This window comes from Vibrio cholerae (genome assembly GCF_008369605.1).
Lineage (GTDB): Bacteria > Pseudomonadota > Gammaproteobacteria > Enterobacterales > Vibrionaceae > Vibrio > Vibrio cholerae.
In genome coordinates, this window is record NZ_CP043554.1 from 529,762 (window position 1) to 547,736 (window position 17,975).

At 48.3% G+C, this 17,975-nt stretch carries 11 protein-coding genes; 5 read left to right on the plus strand and 6 right to left on the minus strand.

Going from position 1 to position 17,975, the window contains the following annotated elements:
• The first annotated feature begins 14 nt into the window (after positions 1-14).
• Entirely contained in the window at positions 15-740 is a 726-nt protein-coding gene (deoD, locus tag F0316_RS02545; protein WP_000224887.1) for a purine-nucleoside phosphorylase, read from the plus strand.
• An 81-nt stretch (positions 741-821) separates the two neighbouring features.
• On the opposite strand, the gene F0316_RS02550 is transcribed toward deoD, so the two are convergent.
• The gene (locus tag F0316_RS02550) at positions 822-1,445 is read right to left on the minus strand and encodes a YtjB family periplasmic protein (RefSeq protein ID WP_000349084.1); all 624 of its coding nucleotides are present in this window, start codon (positions 1,443-1,445) and stop codon (positions 822-824) included.
• Positions 1,446-1,547: 102 nt separating this feature from the next.
• On the opposite strand from F0316_RS02550, the gene serB reads away from it, so the two are divergent.
• The gene (gene serB / locus F0316_RS02555) at positions 1,548-2,528 is read left to right on the plus strand and encodes a phosphoserine phosphatase (protein WP_000339691.1); all 981 of its coding nucleotides are present in this window, start codon (positions 1,548-1,550) and stop codon (positions 2,526-2,528) included.
• 204 nt (positions 2,529-2,732) lie between these two features.
• On the opposite strand, the gene F0316_RS02560 is transcribed toward serB, so the two are convergent.
• Entirely contained in the window at positions 2,733-5,072 is a 2,340-nt protein-coding gene (locus F0316_RS02560) for a PilZ domain-containing protein (protein ID WP_102786984.1), read from the minus strand.
• Between the two features lie 130 nt (positions 5,073-5,202).
• Between F0316_RS02560 and radA the strand changes: the two genes are divergently transcribed.
• Together radA and fusA are read left to right on the plus strand one after the other, a co-directional pair.
• Entirely contained in the window at positions 5,203-6,579 is a 1,377-nt protein-coding gene (radA, locus tag F0316_RS02565; protein ID WP_032074635.1) for a DNA repair protein RadA, read from the plus strand.
• 270 nt (positions 6,580-6,849) lie between these two features.
• Positions 6,850-8,937: an elongation factor G gene (fusA, locus tag F0316_RS02570; RefSeq protein WP_000774532.1), complete on the plus strand. Its 2,088-nt coding sequence runs from the start codon at positions 6,850-6,852 to the stop codon at positions 8,935-8,937.
• Positions 8,938-9,050: 113 nt separating this feature from the next.
• On the opposite strand, the gene F0316_RS02575 is transcribed toward fusA, so the two are convergent.
• The 3 genes from F0316_RS02575 to chrA all read right to left on the minus strand — a co-directional run bounded on the left by F0316_RS02575 (position 9,051) and on the right by chrA (position 13,374).
• Complete coding sequence (locus tag F0316_RS02575; RefSeq protein WP_000615855.1) at positions 9,051-10,736, minus strand: AMP-binding protein; 1,686 nt, start codon at positions 10,734-10,736, stop codon at positions 9,051-9,053.
• A gap of 205 nt (positions 10,737-10,941) precedes the next feature.
• Complete coding sequence (locus F0316_RS02580) at positions 10,942-12,096, minus strand: HD-GYP domain-containing protein (protein ID WP_060779845.1); 1,155 nt, start codon at positions 12,094-12,096, stop codon at positions 10,942-10,944.
• 135 nt (positions 12,097-12,231) lie between these two features.
• Positions 12,232-13,374, minus strand: a complete 1,143-nt coding sequence (chrA, locus tag F0316_RS02585; RefSeq protein WP_095481756.1) for a chromate efflux transporter — start codon at positions 13,372-13,374, stop codon at positions 12,232-12,234.
• Positions 13,375-13,756: 382 nt separating this feature from the next.
• Between chrA and F0316_RS02590 the strand changes: the two genes are divergently transcribed.
• Complete coding sequence (locus F0316_RS02590; RefSeq protein WP_149560184.1) at positions 13,757-16,831, plus strand: beta-galactosidase; 3,075 nt, start codon at positions 13,757-13,759, stop codon at positions 16,829-16,831.
• 11 nt (positions 16,832-16,842) lie between these two features.
• Here F0316_RS02590 and F0316_RS02595 read toward each other — a convergent pair whose 3' ends face one another.
• Positions 16,843-17,850 (minus strand): substrate-binding domain-containing protein, encoded by a 1,008-nt coding sequence (locus F0316_RS02595; protein ID WP_000201003.1) that lies wholly within the window; start codon positions 17,848-17,850, stop codon positions 16,843-16,845.
• Between the last annotated feature and the right edge of the window lie 125 nt (positions 17,851-17,975).

A 17,975-nucleotide genomic window follows, 5' to 3' on the forward strand; every position in this document is an offset into this window, starting at 1 on the left:
AAAGGAACGAAAACATGGCAACTCCACATATTAATGCGCAAATGGGTGATTTCGCTGACGTTGTACTGATGCCGGGTGATCCGCTGCGCGCGAAATACATCGCAGAAAACTTCCTCGATAACGCAGTTCAAGTATGTGATGTGCGCAATATGTTCGGCTACACAGGCACTTACAAAGGCCGCAAGATCTCTGTGATGGGGCATGGTATGGGTATCCCATCTTGCTCAATCTATGTAACCGAGCTTATCAAAGATTACGGCGTGAAAAAGATTATCCGCGTCGGTAGCTGTGGTGCAGTGAACGAAGGCATCAAAGTGCGTGATGTGGTGATCGGTATGGGCGCGTGTACTGACTCTAAAGTCAACCGTATTCGCTTCAAAGATCATGATTTTGCTGCGATTGCGGATTACAAGATGGTAAAAGCTGCAGAAGAAGCGGCCAAAGCACGTGGCATTGACGTGAAAGTTGGCAACCTGTTCTCTGCAGAACTGTTCTACACGCCAGATCCTTCCATGTTCGATGTGATGGATAAATACGGCATCGTTGGCGTAGAAATGGAAGCGGCAGGCATTTACGGTGTAGCGGCGGAATACGGCGCGAAAGCACTGGCGATCTGTACTGTGTCTGACCACATCAAAACGGGCGAGCAAACCACCTCAGAAGAGCGTCAAAACACCTTCAATGAGATGATTGAAATCGCACTGGACTCTGTACTAATTGGCGATCAAGCGGGTTACTAATCTTTGTACTCGTGTTATCTCTGAATACAAAAAAACCTCAGTCAGTACTGAGGTTTTTTATCACTCAATTTATTTTTCCTGTTACTCATTCAAAGACTGTTCGGCTTGCTTGAGCAGTAAGTTCTCACCTGTTGGTTTTTTCGGTCTGCGTCGTAGTAACAGCGTCAGTAGTACACCGCTGACAAAACTCATCAACAGCATCCAATACATATTGTGGTCGCTCTTACGATAGTGGTGGTCTGAAATCGCCGTCACTTTACCGGTTTCAAAAGTAATCCGTACAAAACCAATTAAACTACCGTCGTGAACTACGGGTTCAACTAATTGTTGGCGGCCAATGCTGGCAGTATGCAGTGGCGTATCTAAACCCAGCACTTCACGCACACTGAGCGCAGAGTCACTCGCAGCCAGCAATACGCCTTCAGAATCATAAATCGAGGCATCGAATACCAGACGATCAGTAGCAAGCTGGTTAGTGAGTGCTAACAGACGTTCCTGATCTTGATCGGCAATCATACTTCCCGCAGACATCGCCGCTTGAGTAATCAGAACTTTGGTTAAGGTTTCCAACTGGTTGGCTTGAATGCGTTCATTGCCTTTACTGATCACAACGCTGTTTTGGATGGTGATAAAAAACATGACTGCGACAGCGAACACCGTTGCCACGCGCACAACGACTCGGAATGAAAAAAGTGAACCATCCATGATGAGAGAAACCTACAAAAAACCAACTGCGCTCATATTGAGACTTGCGTTTTTAAATTGCAATAGGGTAACGTCTGGCTATACCGAATAAGGAAAGTGGACATGGATGCTTTAACAACTTTACCGATCAAAAAACACACAACGCTACTCAATCGTTTTCCTGAAACGCGTTTTGTCACCCAATTAGCGAAAAAACGTGCCAGTTGGATTGTGTTTGGACATTACCTAACTCCCGCTCAATTTGAAGACATGGATTTCTTCACCAATCGCTTCAATGCCATCTTAGATATGTGGAAAGTGGGACGTTATGAAGTCGCATTGATGGACGGTGAGCTGACGTCTGAGCATGAAACCATTCTTAAAGCGCTAGAACTCGATTACGCGCGGATTCAGGATGTGCCCGATCTCACCAAGCCGGGGTTAATTGTGCTGGATATGGACTCGACCGCGATCCAGATCGAATGCATTGATGAAATTGCTAAGCTTGCGGGAGTCGGGGAAGAGGTCGCTGAAGTCACTGAGCGCGCGATGCAAGGTGAGCTGGATTTTGAGCAGAGTTTACGTTTGCGAGTCAGTAAACTTAAAGATGCTCCGGAGCAGATCCTAAGCCAAGTACGCGAAACCCTGCCGTTAATGCCTGAATTACCCGAGCTGGTGGCAACGCTGCATGCCTTTGGTTGGAAAGTCGCGATCGCCTCGGGCGGCTTTACCTACTTCTCTGATTATCTCAAAGAGCAGTTGTCGCTAGACTATGCACAGTCTAACACTCTAGAAATTGTGAGCGGCAAACTGACTGGACAGGTGCTGGGAGAGGTAGTCTCTGCGCAAACCAAAGCGGATATTTTGCTGACGCTTGCTCAGCAATACGATGTGGAAATTCATAACACGGTAGCGGTTGGTGATGGCGCAAATGATTTGGTGATGATGGCGGCCGCAGGGCTTGGGGTGGCATACCATGCCAAACCTAAGGTTGAAGCCAAGGCGCAAACGGCGGTGCGTTTTGCAGGATTAGGTGGCGTCGTGTGTATCCTTTCTGCCGCACTGGTCGCTCAGCAAAAACTGAGTTGGAAAAGTAAGCCTTAGCCGACACATGGAACTTAGGTTAATCAAATAAGCCACGTTCAGTGACGTGGCTTATGTTTGGAAGAGATATACCCTTCCTACTTGAAGCTGCAGGAGTGTTGGCTACGTTCGTTCACCCCAATCACATAGTCTGTCTATGCTCATGGGGATTCACTCACTTGCCGCCTACCTGCAACTCCAAGTGGTTTGGGTATAGCGCTAGTATCAGGTCAACTCAAGTCGGATCAACACTTCCTCAGTAATATCGACCAATTCACCATAGCCGACTTGTGCCAGCATCTCTTTTTCTAAACTTTTGGCGTGGTGTGGGCTGATCTCAGCCAGCTCGGTCAAATCGCTGCGTAGCAAATTCGTGATCGGTGCAAACACCGGAACACCACTCACCCTGAGTGCGTAGAATTCGCCCATCGCTTGCCCTTGGCGGATAAAACGGATGCGTTCACGAGTATCGGCAAAGTCACTCAACAAACGTGATTCCACGGATTGAATGCGTGTTCCGTATTTCACCGCACTCAAATACACCTCATGGTATTGCGGTACCGCGCCTTCAATCCGTTTCATTGGCGTTGCGAGTAACGAGTTGGTATGCCCCTTAAATATTGGTTGCAGAGTAATTCGATTCTCACTACCCAATTTGGCCAACAGCGCCAGATGTGGTGGAAGTGGGTAGTTCACCCCAATCACTTTGGGTTTAAGATTACTCCCAACCTTTTCAACAAAAAATGGCGTACTCACCATTTTATCGAGCAGAATATTATGCAAACTTTCGAGCAGGGCATTGCTCGGAAGTATCTCTTCTTTTTTCAATAGTTTGTCTTGGTTGTGCTCAATGATGCTATTAAAGAAAGCAATGGTTTTGAGGGTTTGTAAATTCTCCTCAATAACCAGTTGTAAACGGCGTCCTTCTGGACCGATACGCACCACTTTGTAGGGGGCATTGTCTAAGGGAAGGCTTTTGTCGTACAACTTGAGCTCAAGGTAATCGACCCAGACTTGATCGTTGGCTTTGACATCCAGTGGGGCATCTAACAGCAAACTGAGCCCACGCTTAGAGAGATCAACCGTTGCTCCCGTGACCTTGAGTGTATCTTTGCTCACTTGTACTGGTGTTCTAAACCGATAACGCGGCTCTTTGCGCCGTGAGCGCGCATCAAAATAGATACCCATAGGCGTACCGACGACCTGACGTGGGTGGCGGAAATCATTCAGTGCGCTGCTCGGTAAATTGGGTTTTTCAACCAGTAAATAGTCGTGTGCGGCTTCAGTATCACTGATTTCTTGCAGTACACCGCAATGAGTGAGCAAACGGGATTGGTCAGCTAATTCACGAGAGTGTTCGGCGAGCGTTTTTCGCTCTTCATCGGAGAGTTCAAACACAAACAGTCGAAACGCTTTCCAGCTATCGCGTTTAGCGCCAATATGCCAAAACAGCTTGCGCTGCTCTTGGGTCGCCTCTGGCATCAGCATAGAGAAAAATAAAGTCTTGTGTTGGTGCTCATGCTTAAAGGCGTATAACACATTATTGCTGCCCCGAACGCCCGGAGCGGTTAAGTGTGCCATGCGTTCTGGTTTGAATAAGGTGCCAAGTGCTTGCTGGTTACGCTCATCGTGCCAATATTGCCAAATGGGGCGGTTATTCTCGGTGAGTAACGCCAGCTTGAGTTCGTTGCCACTAAAAAACAGCGGTAGATTACAGGTGTGTTTGAGGTACATGTGCTCATAGCCACGAGTACGGGCACGAATGATCTTATCTTGGTTGTCGTGGCGTGCTTTCTGCGTATTAGTCTGAATCGCTTCCTCGATGACTTTTTCAATTACATCGGTATCACTGAGTTTCAATACCCGCAGAAATTTAATCGCATCACTGTCATAGGACTCATCGACGCCGAGAATCCGGTAATCGATACTTTTATGCAGTCCCACCACGTTTGAGGTTTTATTTAAGTCAGAAAAATAGACTTGAATCACCTCGCCCAATTTGTAGTCAAATGCTGCTGGCACTTTTAATTTGGCCCCAGAAGGGGAGAGGTCAACACTCAGACCGTGTACTAATTGCTCGTTCTTCAGATGGATTTCGATCTGGCTGGAGATTTTTAAGCGGTTTTCTTGGCGTTTGAGGTCGTATCCGAGCTTGACCGGCTCAACTTCAAAACTCGTATCTTTCGGCTGATCTGTTTTCGGATCGAGTTTGCCTTGTTGCTTCATGACTCGGAAATTATTGCGCGTGTTATTGACCGCTTCCCACACCCCTTCGGTATAAGCCCCAAATTTCTTGAGACTTTTTTGGTAAGAGTTGAACGCCACATCATCAAGCCAGTGTTGGCGGCCATCAAAATGGTATTCCCGACACTCTCCTTGAACTTTGCCACGTAAATCAATGCTTTTTGTACAAGGTGCCATTAGGCGGTTCAGTTCCATTTTGACCAATAATTTGGCCGAAGGCGGGTGCCCTTCGGTCATTTGCGACAAAAGGTAGTCAAGGTCACCGGAACGATAAACGGGTATAAGCCTTTCAACCAGAGAGAGAATTTCGGTCTGTTGCATACTTTTCTGTTAAAGTGTCTTCCATTCTGATGCATCGGCATCAACATACTAATCTTTAGCGATATGTTGCAGCCGTTCCACTTTTTCTTAAAGTATTACGCCTGATAAGTGAGAGCAAGTTCGAGGATTGATTGTGAAAGCTAAGCGCGCCTATGTATGTAATGAATGTGGAGCGGATTTTCCGCGTTGGCAAGGACAGTGTAATGCCTGTGGTTCGTGGAATTCGATTTCAGAAGTTCGTTTAGCGGCTTCACCGCAAGTGGCGCGCAATGAAAGGTTGGTCGGTTATGCGGGAGCCCTTGAAGCGAAAGTACAAACTTTGGCTGATATTGATTTACAAGAAGTGCCTCGATTCACCAGTGGCTTTAAAGAACTAGATCGCGTACTCGGCGGCGGAATTGTGCCGGGTGCGGCGATTTTGATTGGTGGTAATCCGGGCGCGGGTAAATCGACCTTACTACTGCAAACCATGTGTTTACTTTCCGGACAGATGCCGACGTTGTACGTGACGGGCGAAGAATCGTTGCAGCAGGTCGCGATGCGTGCTTCACGGCTTGGTTTGCCGAAACAGCATCTAAAAATGCTCTCAGAAACCAATGTGGATCGGATTTGCCAGATTGCTGAGCAAGAAAAGCCGCGCATTATGGTCATCGATTCGATTCAAGTGATGCATGTGGCGGATGTGCAATCGTCGCCGGGGAGTGTCGCGCAAGTGCGTGAGTCGGCCACGGCGCTTACGCGTTATGCCAAACAAAATAATGTGGCGGTATTTATTGTCGGCCACGTAACCAAAGATGGTACGTTGGCGGGACCTAAAGTTCTTGAACACATCATCGATTGCTCGATTCTGCTTGATGGTGATACCGACAGTCGTTTTCGTACACTTCGTAGTCATAAAAACCGTTTTGGTGCGGTCAATGAACTCGGTGTGTTTGCGATGACTGGACAAGGGATGCGTGAGGTGAGTAATCCATCGGCGATTTTCCTTTCTCGTGGAGAAGAAGCCACATCTGGTAGCTCAGTGATGGTGGTGTGGGAAGGAACTCGCCCACTCTTAGTCGAGATTCAAGCTTTGGTCGATTACTCACAACTCGCTAACCCAAGACGCGTGGCGGTTGGCTTAGAACAAAACCGTCTCTCTTTATTACTCGCCGTGCTGCATAAACACGGTGGTTTGCAAATGGCCGATCAGGATGTGTTTGTGAACGTAGTCGGTGGCGTGAAAGTGACGGAGACCAGTGCAGATTTAGCGCTACTCATGGCGTTATTGTCGAGTTTTCGTGATCGTCCGCTGCCAAAAGATGTCGTGGTTTTTGGTGAAGTCGGATTGGCTGGAGAAATTCGTCCCGTACCCAGTGGTCAAGAGCGCCTTAACGAAGCCTTCAAACATGGTTTTAAGAAAGCGATTGTGCCGATTGCCAATATGCCGAAAGGTGGTATTGAAGGTATGCAGATCCACGGTGTGAAAAAGCTTTCTGATGCGATCGCGGCTTTTGATGAGCTGTAATGGGTAGTTGGTTTTGAACACGAATGACGCCAAAAAGCACAGCGTAAAAATATCATGGTTGCGCCTCGCGAGCCGTTTGAGGATCACCTATAGTTTCTCAGCGATAGGCACTCGTTCATCCCCTTGGCTACTTGAAACTGCTGCCGTGTCGGCTGCAACGCTAAGTCGCTAGGGCATATTTTTTTTCAGCAAGTGCATGCAGGGGTATCAGTCTTGACAGATTGTGATATACTCTGCGCGCACTTTATACCTTATTAACAGAGTAAGACAATGGCAGATTTATCATTATACAGAAACATTGGTATCTTCGCGCACGTTGACGCGGGTAAGACCACTACCACTGAGCGTATCCTGAAGCTGACTGGTAAAATCCACCGTCTGGGCGAAGTACATGACGGCGCTTCAACGATGGACTTCATGGAACAAGAAGCTGAGCGTGGTATCACTATCCAGTCTGCTGCGACTACCTGTTTCTGGAAAGGTCACCGTTTTAACGTAATCGACACCCCGGGACACGTTGACTTCACCGTTGAAGTATACCGTTCTCTGAAAGTTCTTGACGGTGGTATCGGTGTATTCTGTGGTTCTGGCGGTGTTGAACCTCAGTCAGAAACTAACTGGCGTTACGCGAACGAATCAGAAGTATCTCGTCTGATCTTCGTTAACAAACTAGACCGTATGGGTGCTGACTTCTTCCGCGTAGTTGAGCAAGTGAAGAAAGTTCTTGGCGCAAACCCACTGGTTATGACTCTACCTATTGGCCGCGAAGATGAATTCGTTGGTGTGGTTGATGTACTAACTCGTCAAGCGTACGTATGGGATGACTCAGGTCTTCCAGAAAACTTCGAAGTGAAAGAAGTTCCAGCAGACATGGTTGATCAGGTAGAAGAATACCGCGAAATGATGATCGAAACTGCTGTTGAGCAAGATGACGAGCTGATGATGGCTTACATGGAAGGCGAAGAGCCAACTGTTGAGCAAATCAAAGCATGTATCCGTAAAGGTACACGTGATCTCGCGTTCTTCCCAACTTTCTGTGGTTCTGCGTTTAAAAACAAAGGTATGCAGCTAGTTCTGGATGCAGTTGTTGACTACCTGCCTTCTCCAACAGAAGTTGAGCCACAACCACTGACTGATCCAGCAACGGGTGAGCCTACTGGTGAAGTAGCAACAGTATCTGTTGATGCACCACTAAAAGCGCTAGCGTTCAAGATCATGGATGACCGTTTTGGTGCCCTGACCTTCGTTCGTATCTACTCAGGTAAGATTAAGAAGGGTGATACCATTCTTAACAGCGCAACAGGTAAAACTGAGCGTATCGGCCGTATGGTTGAGATGCACGCAAACGACCGTAACGAAGTGGAATCTGCACAAGCAGGTGACATCATCGCGATCGTTGGTATGAAGAACGTTCAAACTGGTCACACTCTATGTGATCCTAAGCACGAATGTACTCTTGAGCCAATGATTTTCCCAACACCAGTTATCTCTATCGCTGTTAAGCCTAAAGATAAGAACGGTTCTGAGAAAATGGGTATCGCGATTGGTAAGATGGTTGCAGAAGATCCATCATTCCAAGTTGAGACTGACGAAGATTCTGGCGAAACCATCCTGAAAGGTATGGGTGAGCTGCACCTAGACATCAAAGTAGACATCCTTAAGCGTACTTACGGCGTTGAGCTGGAAGTGGGTGCTCCTCAAGTTGCTTACCGTGAAACTATCACTAAAGCAGTTGAAGATAGCTACACGCATAAGAAACAGTCTGGTGGTTCAGGTCAGTTCGGTAAGATCGACTACCGTATCCGTCCAGGAGAGCAAAACTCTGGCTTCACCTTCAAGTCAACCGTTGTTGGTGGTAACGTTCCTAAGGAATTCTGGCCAGCCGTTGAGAAAGGCTTCAAGTCTATGATGGATACCGGTACTCTTGCTGGCTTCCCTGTACTTGACGTTGAAGTTGAACTGTTCGATGGTGGCTTCCACGCAGTTGACTCATCTGCAATCGCATTTGAAATCGCAGCGAAAGGCGCATTCCGTCAGTCAATTCCAAAAGCGGCTCCTCAGCTTCTTGAACCAATCATGAAAGTGGATGTGTTCACTCCTGAAGATCACGTGGGTGACGTTATCGGTGACTTGAACCGTCGTCGTGGCATGATCAAAGACCAAGAAATGGGTCTGACAGGCGTACGCGTTAAAGCAGACGTACCACTATCTGAGATGTTCGGCTACATCGGTTCTCTACGTACAATGACTTCTGGTCGTGGTCAGTTCTCTATGGAGTTCTCTCACTACGCACCATGTCCAAACAACGTAGCTGAGCAAGTTATTGCTGAAGTTAAAGAGCGTAACGCGAAGAAGTAATTCTTTGTTTTAAAGCTTAAAAAGCCCCGTAAGTGAAAGCTTACGGGGCTTTTGTTTTCCTGCCAGCGAGGACGGCTCGACAAACAAGGCCGTCCGCTTAGCGTGCTAAGTCCTTACTCTTCCCAAACGACGAGCTGACCTTTAGGCCAGTTTTGGCCGACATCGTGATATTTCTTCTCTAGAACATGACGTTTGATCTTGAGCGTTGGCGTTAAGATGCCGTTATCAATGCTCCAAGGATCTTTAATCATTAACACCCCTTTAATTTGTTCGTGAGATTCCAATTCACTATTGATGCGTGCTATCACTTTTTGGGTGGTGCGTTCATAACGCGCACGATCAAAGTGAGGGAAATTGTGCGGAACGGCTAACAAGATGGGGGCTGGGAGACCAGAGCCGATCAAGCACATCATCTCAACTCGGCTGTATTCAAACAGCTTTTTCTCGATAGGAACGGGGGCTACGAACTTGCCTTTAGCGGTTTTAAAGGTGTCTTTTTTACGACCTTGAATGGTTAAATAGCCTTCACTGTCCAATGACCCGATATCGCCAGTATGTAGCCAACCGTCATCGTTAAAGCTTTCGGCTGTCGCGGTGTCATTTTTATAGTAGCCAGCAAACAAGCCTTTGCTGCGGACTAAGATTTCTTCATCCTCCGCGATTTTCAGTTCAATGCCCGGTCCTGCATTACCCACAGTACCGATTTTGTCAGCACGGAATGGATAGTTGAGAGTGCTGTATGCAAAGGATTCCGTCATGCCCCACGCTTCGGTAATGTTTAGTCCGACACTGCGATACCATTCGAGTAATGCAGGAGAGACTGGTGCGGAGCCACAACCGAGCACGCGAGCTTGATCTAGCCCTAAACCATCGGCCAACTTACGTTTGATGAGTGAGTTGACGAAGGGGATTTTGAGCAGAATATTCAGCTTTTTCTGCGGCAGTTTATCTTGGATGCGTTGTTGGAACAGTGTCCATAAACGAGGTACAGAAATGAACAGGGTTGGACGGTGCATTTTGACATCTTCGATAAAGGTATCGAGAGATTCCGGAAATGCGGTCAGTACGCCACCGATGATCGATGAGCCAAAAATATAAACCCGCTCAGTGATATGAGCGAGTGGCAGATATGAGAAAAGTCGATCGTTTTCTTCGATGCCTATGTGGTTGATCAGTTGTTGGGCGGACCAAGTAAATGCGCCATAAGTGAGCATGGCACCTTTCGGTTGTCCTGATGTACCAGAGGTATAAACGATGGACATCAGTTTTTCATCAAAGTGGGTGGGGCGCTCTTCACTGGGTTGATGCTGTTTGATCAGCGTTTGAAACTCATATTGGCATTTGGCTGCCGAAGGATAAGGAAGCGAGATACTGATAAGATTAGGACGCTCTGCTAACACATGCGCAGTGGCTTTATTATCATCCAGCTTGCCGACGATCAGGATTTTACTTTCACTGTGCTCAAGGCAGTAATCGATAGTCTCACTGCCTGCTGTCGGGAAGATAGGCACACTGATGTAATCCCCGAGCATCATGGCTAAATCGCAAATAAACCATTCCGCACAGTTTTTTGAAATTAATGCAACTTTATCGCCCGGCTCAGCCCCTAAGGCTCGCAAAGCGGAAACGAGGCGTAGAGCCTTATCCGCAACTTCGGCGTAAGTAAACTCAACAAATTGGCGGTTAATAATCTGTTTTAGGTACACCTCATTCGGACGCTCTTTAGCCCAACGCAGCAACATCTCATTGGGTGGTGGGAGAGCACAAGGAGGGTGATTGAACTGATTAGGCTGGATCATTCTCAAACTCCGGGTAACGTTGTTATTATGTTAATTTATTGTAAAACGTAGCATGGAGAGCGTATTTCATCGAACCTTTTTGCATAAGAGAAGTGTAAAACTTTACGATTTGTTGACGAGATCAAACAAGACTCTGAATCTAATCAGTGGATTACTTACCCTAAGCGGTTCAATTTTGTCGATGCACGTGATTGGGAGGATGCGCTCAGTGGGTGATTCCCTGATCCTTGGGATCTTGTTCCGGGAAACGGGCAACGATCTCTTTAAGCTCTTCTTGATTCTCACGCAGGGCATTCACACAATGACGATCTAACTTGCCATCGCTGACCATTTTTTCCAGTTCCAATAGGGCATGAGGAATGGATTGCGCTTGTTTGTAAGGGCGATGTGCGGTCAGGGCATCAAAGATGTTAGCGACCGCTATAATGCGTGCTGGGATAGGAATTTGGTCACTGACTAGACCAAATGGATAGCCGCTGCCATCCAAAAATTCATGGTGATAAGCCATGATTTCTCGCAAAACGGCCAAACAAGGATGGTGAGGTGTACCTAGCTTTGCAATCACTTCATTGAGTAAATCAATGCCGTATTCAATATGGTTATGAACTTGCTCTTTTTCATGGTTGGCCAGTGAAGCGCGTTTTTGCAGAAGGTCGGCTGGCAAGGCCAATTTCCCAAGATCATGGCAAGTGGCAAACTGGCTGATGTTTTCTATGAGCTCATCATCGAGCGCATACTGATCTGCGACATCGAGTGCGATGATCCGCGCGTAACGGCTGATCCGCTCTTTATGTTGCTTGATGTGAAGCCAGTGCTCGGGAGATTGAGTTTCAATTTGGTGTACATGGTCAACCAACTGATGGATTAAGGCGTATTCACCACAGATGGATTGTTGGATGAGCGATAAATAGGTTTCTAGCCGTTCAACGACTGACGCAGAAAAATAATGGCTCATTGAAGCGTTAAAAAATAGGAAACCGACGAAGGTGTGTTGATCAAAAACGGGTTTCACTAACGAAGAGCAATATTGCTGTTCCAACAACCAGCGGTTATGAGGTGTATGGCTTTTGGTTTGATTCGCGAGATCGTGAATAATGCGCAGTGCACCGGACTCTTTGCTCTGTTGTAAAGAAGGTAAGTTGGCGAGTGGTAACTCATAATGCACAAAGTCATGACTGACCGGAGAGCTGTCGGCACAGGTTTTAATCGAGTCTTTCTTCTCATCGTACAGAGCGAATGAAATCCTTTGGATATCAGGCAGCTCTACCCGAATTTTCTCGAGCATATTGGTTAAATAGGTATTGAGCGAACCCACCGATGGGTAATAGCGAAACTGACCGACTTTGGGTTGCATCTGCATATCACCGCCCTTCCTTGCTAGCTACTCATTAAGTTTAGACAAGGTTTTGTGGATTGCCGCATTAGGGCGGTGCTTTTCTATGTCTGTTTTACTACTCGAGGTCTGTTTTACTACTCGATCACATCCCGTTGCTTTTTAGATTAAGCCGCTGAGCACACCAAATAACAAGGCGCTCCCCACCATGCCAATTAAAGGAAGTCGCAAGACTTTAAACAAGAAGAAGCCGACTAACAGGGCTGCCCAATCGAGTGGGGCATGTACTGTGCTACTCCAAACGGGTTGATATAAGGCGGCGAGCAGTAAACCGACCACACAGGCGTTTACTCCTTGCATGGCTCCTGCAACTTTCGGGCGCTGAGCCAATGCCGACCAATTTTTGAGTACGCCGAGTAGCAATAAAAAACCGGGGAGAAACACGGCTAAGGTTGCAATTAAAGCGCCAACCACGGGCATCTCTGGTGTCAGCACATAGCCAAGGTAAGTGGCTAAGGTAAACATTGGGCCCGGCACCGCTTGGGCTGCCGCGTAGCCCGTCAGAAATTGATCGGTCGATAGGCTGTCACCTAAGGCATTTTGCAGCAAGGGAAGAACTACATGACCGCCACCAAACACTAAGCTTCCTGCTTGGAAGAAATGGCCAAACAACTCAACCAGCGGTGAGCTTGCAGCCAATAGCGGCAGCCCGAGTAATAAACTTGCAAAGAGCAGCAGTGAAAGCCAAGAGGGGCGAAAAGCCTCGAGCGAAGAAGACGCTTGCGGCGCTAAGCGGGCTTGGCCGACCAATGCGGCAAGCAGTAACACCGCAAATTGGGTGAGTAAACTGGGGGCCAGCGTAATCGCAACCGCAGTAAGAACACATAACCCTGCAGTAAGGCGTTGCTGACAAAAATTGCGATACATGGTTAAACAAGCATCGGCCACCACTATGATCGCGAGTAGCTTCAAGCCATGAATCACTTGTTCAAACAGTGGGGTATCAAGGAGATGGCTGCTTAGCCCCGCGAGCAGCAGCATGATGAGCACGGAGGGAAGGGTAAAACCGAGAAACGCTGCCCAAGCGCCAGCCAGACCACCACGATGATAACCAATCGCAAAACCAACTTGGCTAGAACCGGGGCCAGGAAGGAACTGGCTCAGGGCCACAAATTGTGCATATTCTTGCTCGCTAACCCAGCCTAATTTTTCCACAAAAGTATGACGAAAATAGCCAATATGTGCCGCCGGGCCACCAAAGCTCACCCAACCTAAAGCAAAAAAAGTTTTAAAAATCGTCAGCATAATGATCTGAAGTCATCCGTAATCAATGGAAGGTCAACATCCGTAGGAGCATAGGTTATGGAGAGTCAAAGCGCAGAACAACTCCGAATGTGTAAAAAATTACACCATTATGATGGCAATCGTATGAATCGATTCAGAAATAGAAAAATTGGGTCAATATCGACCTCTATTTAAATTGTGGAAACGTTTACACAATTGGTGAGTGGTTCACAGAATCGGTGTTTGAAAGTTTGTTAGACTTTTTCGCATCTGCAGTATGTCATCATTCCTATTCAAAGCTGCGAATCTTATTGAATGACTTCTTTACTCCTCGGCTTGAGGGATGTACGCCGTAGAGCAAAGGCGTTATTGGCTTGTTGCTTCGCGTATTCAAGAGGATCTTATGCGCAACTTCTCCGATATTCTTCTTAGCCAAGATTGGCAAAACCCGCACATCGTTAAATGGCACTGCCGTACACCCCATGTTCCTTTGCACAGTTATCGCACTGAGCAGGAGGCTCGTTTGGCTGTTGGGGGGAGTCGCCAATCTCTAAATGGTCAGTGGCGGTTTGCTCTGTTTGAGAAGCCAGAAGCGGTTGAGCCTGCGGTGATAGACCCGGATTTCGATGATAGCGCTTGGGCGCACATTCCTGTACCGAGTAACTGGCAGATGCAAGGCTTTGATAAGCCGATTTACACCAACATCCAATATCCATTTGCGGATCGGCCGCCTTACGTGCCGCAAGATAATCCAACTGGCTGTTATCGCCACCGTTTTACACTGGAAAAACAAGCGCTAACCGAGTCCATTCGCATTGTATTTGATGGGGTCAATTCGGCATTTCATCTGTGGTGCAATGGTCATTGGGTCGGTTATTCGCAAGATAGCCGCTTGCCTGCCGAGTTTGAGCTCACCCCTTATCTACAAGAGGGTGAAAACCTGTTGGTGGCCATGGTGCTGCGCTGGTCTGATGGCTCTTATTTGGAAGACCAAGATATGTGGTGGCTGAGTGGCATCTTTCGCGATGTGTATCTCTATCGCAAGCCGATACTCGCGATTGAAGATTTCTTTATTCGAACAGAGTTGGATGCGCTTTATCAACACGCTGAATTGCGAGTAGAAACTCGCTTAAGCCAAGTGACTCGTCATCATCAAGTGCAAGTGGCTTTATTCGATGCACAAGGTGAATGCGTGGCGCGTTCACAAGCCTTACATACCGGTCAACGTGTGGTGGATGAAAAAGGAGCATGGCACGATAGAACCGAACACAGTTTAGCGATTTGCTCTCCGACACTGTGGAGTGATGAAGCACCTTACCTTTACCGCTGCGTGATCAGTTTGCTTGATGAAGATGGCGCGCCGATTGAGTTTGAAAGCGCAGCAGTGGGTTTTCGCAAAGTAGAAATCGCTCAGGGGCTACTGAAGCTCAATGGTCAGCCGCTGCTGATTCGCGGGGTGAACCGTCATGAACATCACCCAGAACTCGGGCATGTGATGGATGAAGCAAGCATGCGCCGCGATATTGAATTGATGAAACAGAGCAATTTCAATGCGGTGCGCACCGCCCATTACCCCAATCACCCGCGTTGGTATGAACTGTGTGATGAGTACGGTTTGTATGTGGTGGATGAGGCCAATCTCGAAACCCACGGCCAATTTCCGATGAGCCGACTTTCCAATGATCCACAATGGGTGAATGCCTATTTGCAGCGCATGATTGGCATGGTGGAGCGCGATAAAAACCATCCTTGTGTGATCATTTGGTCACTCGGCAATGAATCGGGGATTGGTACCAACCATCACGCTATGTATCAGTGGACGAAACAGCGCGATCCATCGCGTCCTGTACAATACGAAGGGGGCGGCGCTAATACGGCGGCGACCGATATTGTTTGCCCGATGTACGCGCGGGTCGATCAGCATCAGCCGCATCCTGCGGTTCCCAAATATGCGCTGAAAAATTGGATCAGCTTGCCGCAGGAAAACCGCCCCCTCATCTTGTGTGAATATGCTCATGCGATGGGCAATAGCTTGGGCGCGTTTTATAAATACTGGCAGGCGTTTCGTGAGTTTCCTCGTCTGCAAGGTGGCTTTATTTGGGATTGGGTCGATCAGGGCATTTCCAAATGGGATAGCGAGGGGTGCCACTATTGGGGTTATGGCGGTGATTTTGGGGATACGATTAACGATCGCCAATTCTGCATAAACGGTTTGCTGTTTCCAGATCGCACGCCGCATCCGGCTTTACATGAAGTCAAAAAAGTCCAGCAGCCGTACCAGTTTTCGCTGAACTATCCCAAGCTCACCATTCACAATGAGCGCTTGTTTGCAGCGCTGCCGCTGGAGTTAGTGGTCTGTGTGCTGTGCGATGGGCAAGAGATTAAGCAAGAGCGTCAGCCGCTCGATATTGCGCCGCGCGGCACAATCACGCTGGATTTAGCGTCGCTGCCAATGTTGCCAGAGCATGAATACCATCTCAATGCAGTCTTGTTGTGTCGTGAGGATCAGCCTTGGTCTAAGGCTGGGCACTGTATTGCTAGTGAGCAGTGGTGTTTGCAGCCACAAAGAAGCATGTTACCTAAAATCACACACGCTCCGCTGCCTCAATGGCAGCAAGATGGGGATAAGGTGCGCGTCGAGGCGGCCAATCAGCAATGGCAGTTTAACCGCCAAACTGGGCTATTGGAGCAGTGGTGGCAAAACGGTCAGCCTGTGTTGAGTGAACCGCTGCGCGATAACTTTTACCGCGCGGTGCTGGATAACGATATTGGTACCAGCGAAGCGCAGCACCTTGACCCGAACAGCTGGATCGCACGTTGGCATGCGGCGGGCTTAGATAAGCTGCGTGTAGAATGTGACGATCTGCGAGTCACCACCTTGACCGAATGCGTCGAAGTAGTGGTCGATGTCGCCCATTACCATCAGCAAGCGTTAGCGATCCGTACCCGTTGGCGTTACCAAATCTTCGGTGATGCGCGGGTAGAACTGAATGTTGAGGTGAAGGTGTGTGCCGATTTACCGCCGCTGCCAAGAGTGGGGTTAACGCTCGCATTGCCAGTGACAGAAACCCCAGTGTCTTGGTTTGGTCGCGGGCCGCATGAGAATTATCCAGATCGTTTACAAGCGGCGCATGTGGGGCGATACACTGCCGCGGTGAATGAGCTGCATACACCGTACATTTTCCCGAGCGAAAATGGTTTGCGTTGTGATACTCGCCAGCTACAAGTGGGCGCTTTGGTGGTGGAAGGGGATTTTCACTTCTCGCTCAGTCGCTACTCACAAGCGATGTTGGATAAAGCCAAACACAGCAACGAGTTGGTGGCGGGCGATAAGTTGTATCTCAATTTGGATGCGCAGCATATGGGGGTGGGCGGCGATGATTCGTGGAGCCAAAGTGTGCACCCTGAATTTTTGCTCACTCAGCCGCACTATCAGTATCAGCTCACCTTACGTGTGAAAGCGTCATCCCCTCAATAAGCCAGAGAGCCTTAAGGCTCTCTTTTTTGTGCCACGCTGTCGCGGCGAACGATGGTGGGCGAAAAGATCATCGGATCATTTTCACGCGGCGCATCGGTTGCCAAAGCAAGAGCCAATTGAGTGGCTTTTTCCGCCATCAGTTGAATTGGGTAGCGCACGGTCGTCAGGCGTGGGCGCAAGTAGCGCGAAATCAGGGCATCGTCAAAACCAATCACCGAGACATGTTCAGGAACCGAATGCCCATTTTCCTCAAGCACCAACAGGGCTCCGGCGGCCATATTGTCGTTGTAGGCGACCACTGCGGTAAAAGGCAGTGATTTTACCAGTAGGTTAGTCATCGCCTGTTCGCCGCCTTCACTGTCTGGGCTGGCTTTTTCAATATAGCTGCTGCTTAGGGTGATGCCATGTTCGCTCAAGGCTTGTTGATAGCCCGCAATACGCTGGTCGGCATCTTCTATTTGATGAGAGGAGCTGATGCAAGCAATGTTTCTATGTCCTTGACGGATGAGAAAATCGGTTGCTAAATAAGCACCTTTCTGGTTGTCGAGTGAAATACAGCGATCGGCGAGCTGAGGAATATGGCGATTGATCAACACCAGCGTTTTTACCTCGTTGGCGTACTCAATCAGCTCTTCATCGGGAAGCGCTTTGGAGTGGATGACCAAGGCATCACAGCGGCTGTTGATGAGCAGTTCCAGCGCGCGGCGCTCTTCTTCCGCTCGGTGGTAGCCGTTGCCGATCAGCAAATGTTTTCCTTCGCGGTGGGCGACAGTGTCGACGGCTTTGACTAAAGTTCCAAAGAAGGGATCAGAAACATCGCTGACCAAGACCCCTATGGTATTGGTGCTTTGATTGACTAAAGCGCGAGCGGCGGCGTTCGGACGATAGCCGAGTTTGTGCATCGCACTGGTCACCGCATCAATCGAGGCTTGGCTAGCTTTCGGGGATTTGTTGATGACGCGTGAAACCGTTGCCACAGATACACCGGCTTCACGCGCTACGTCTTTTATGGTTGCCATAAGATTCCTTCTCTATCACAGGCGCAATAGTAGCGCTCTCTGTGAAAACAGCGCAATTGTAACTGAGTACATAAGAGTGAATTGTGAGCCATGACGCTTGTTCAACAAGGATTGGCGTAAAGTGT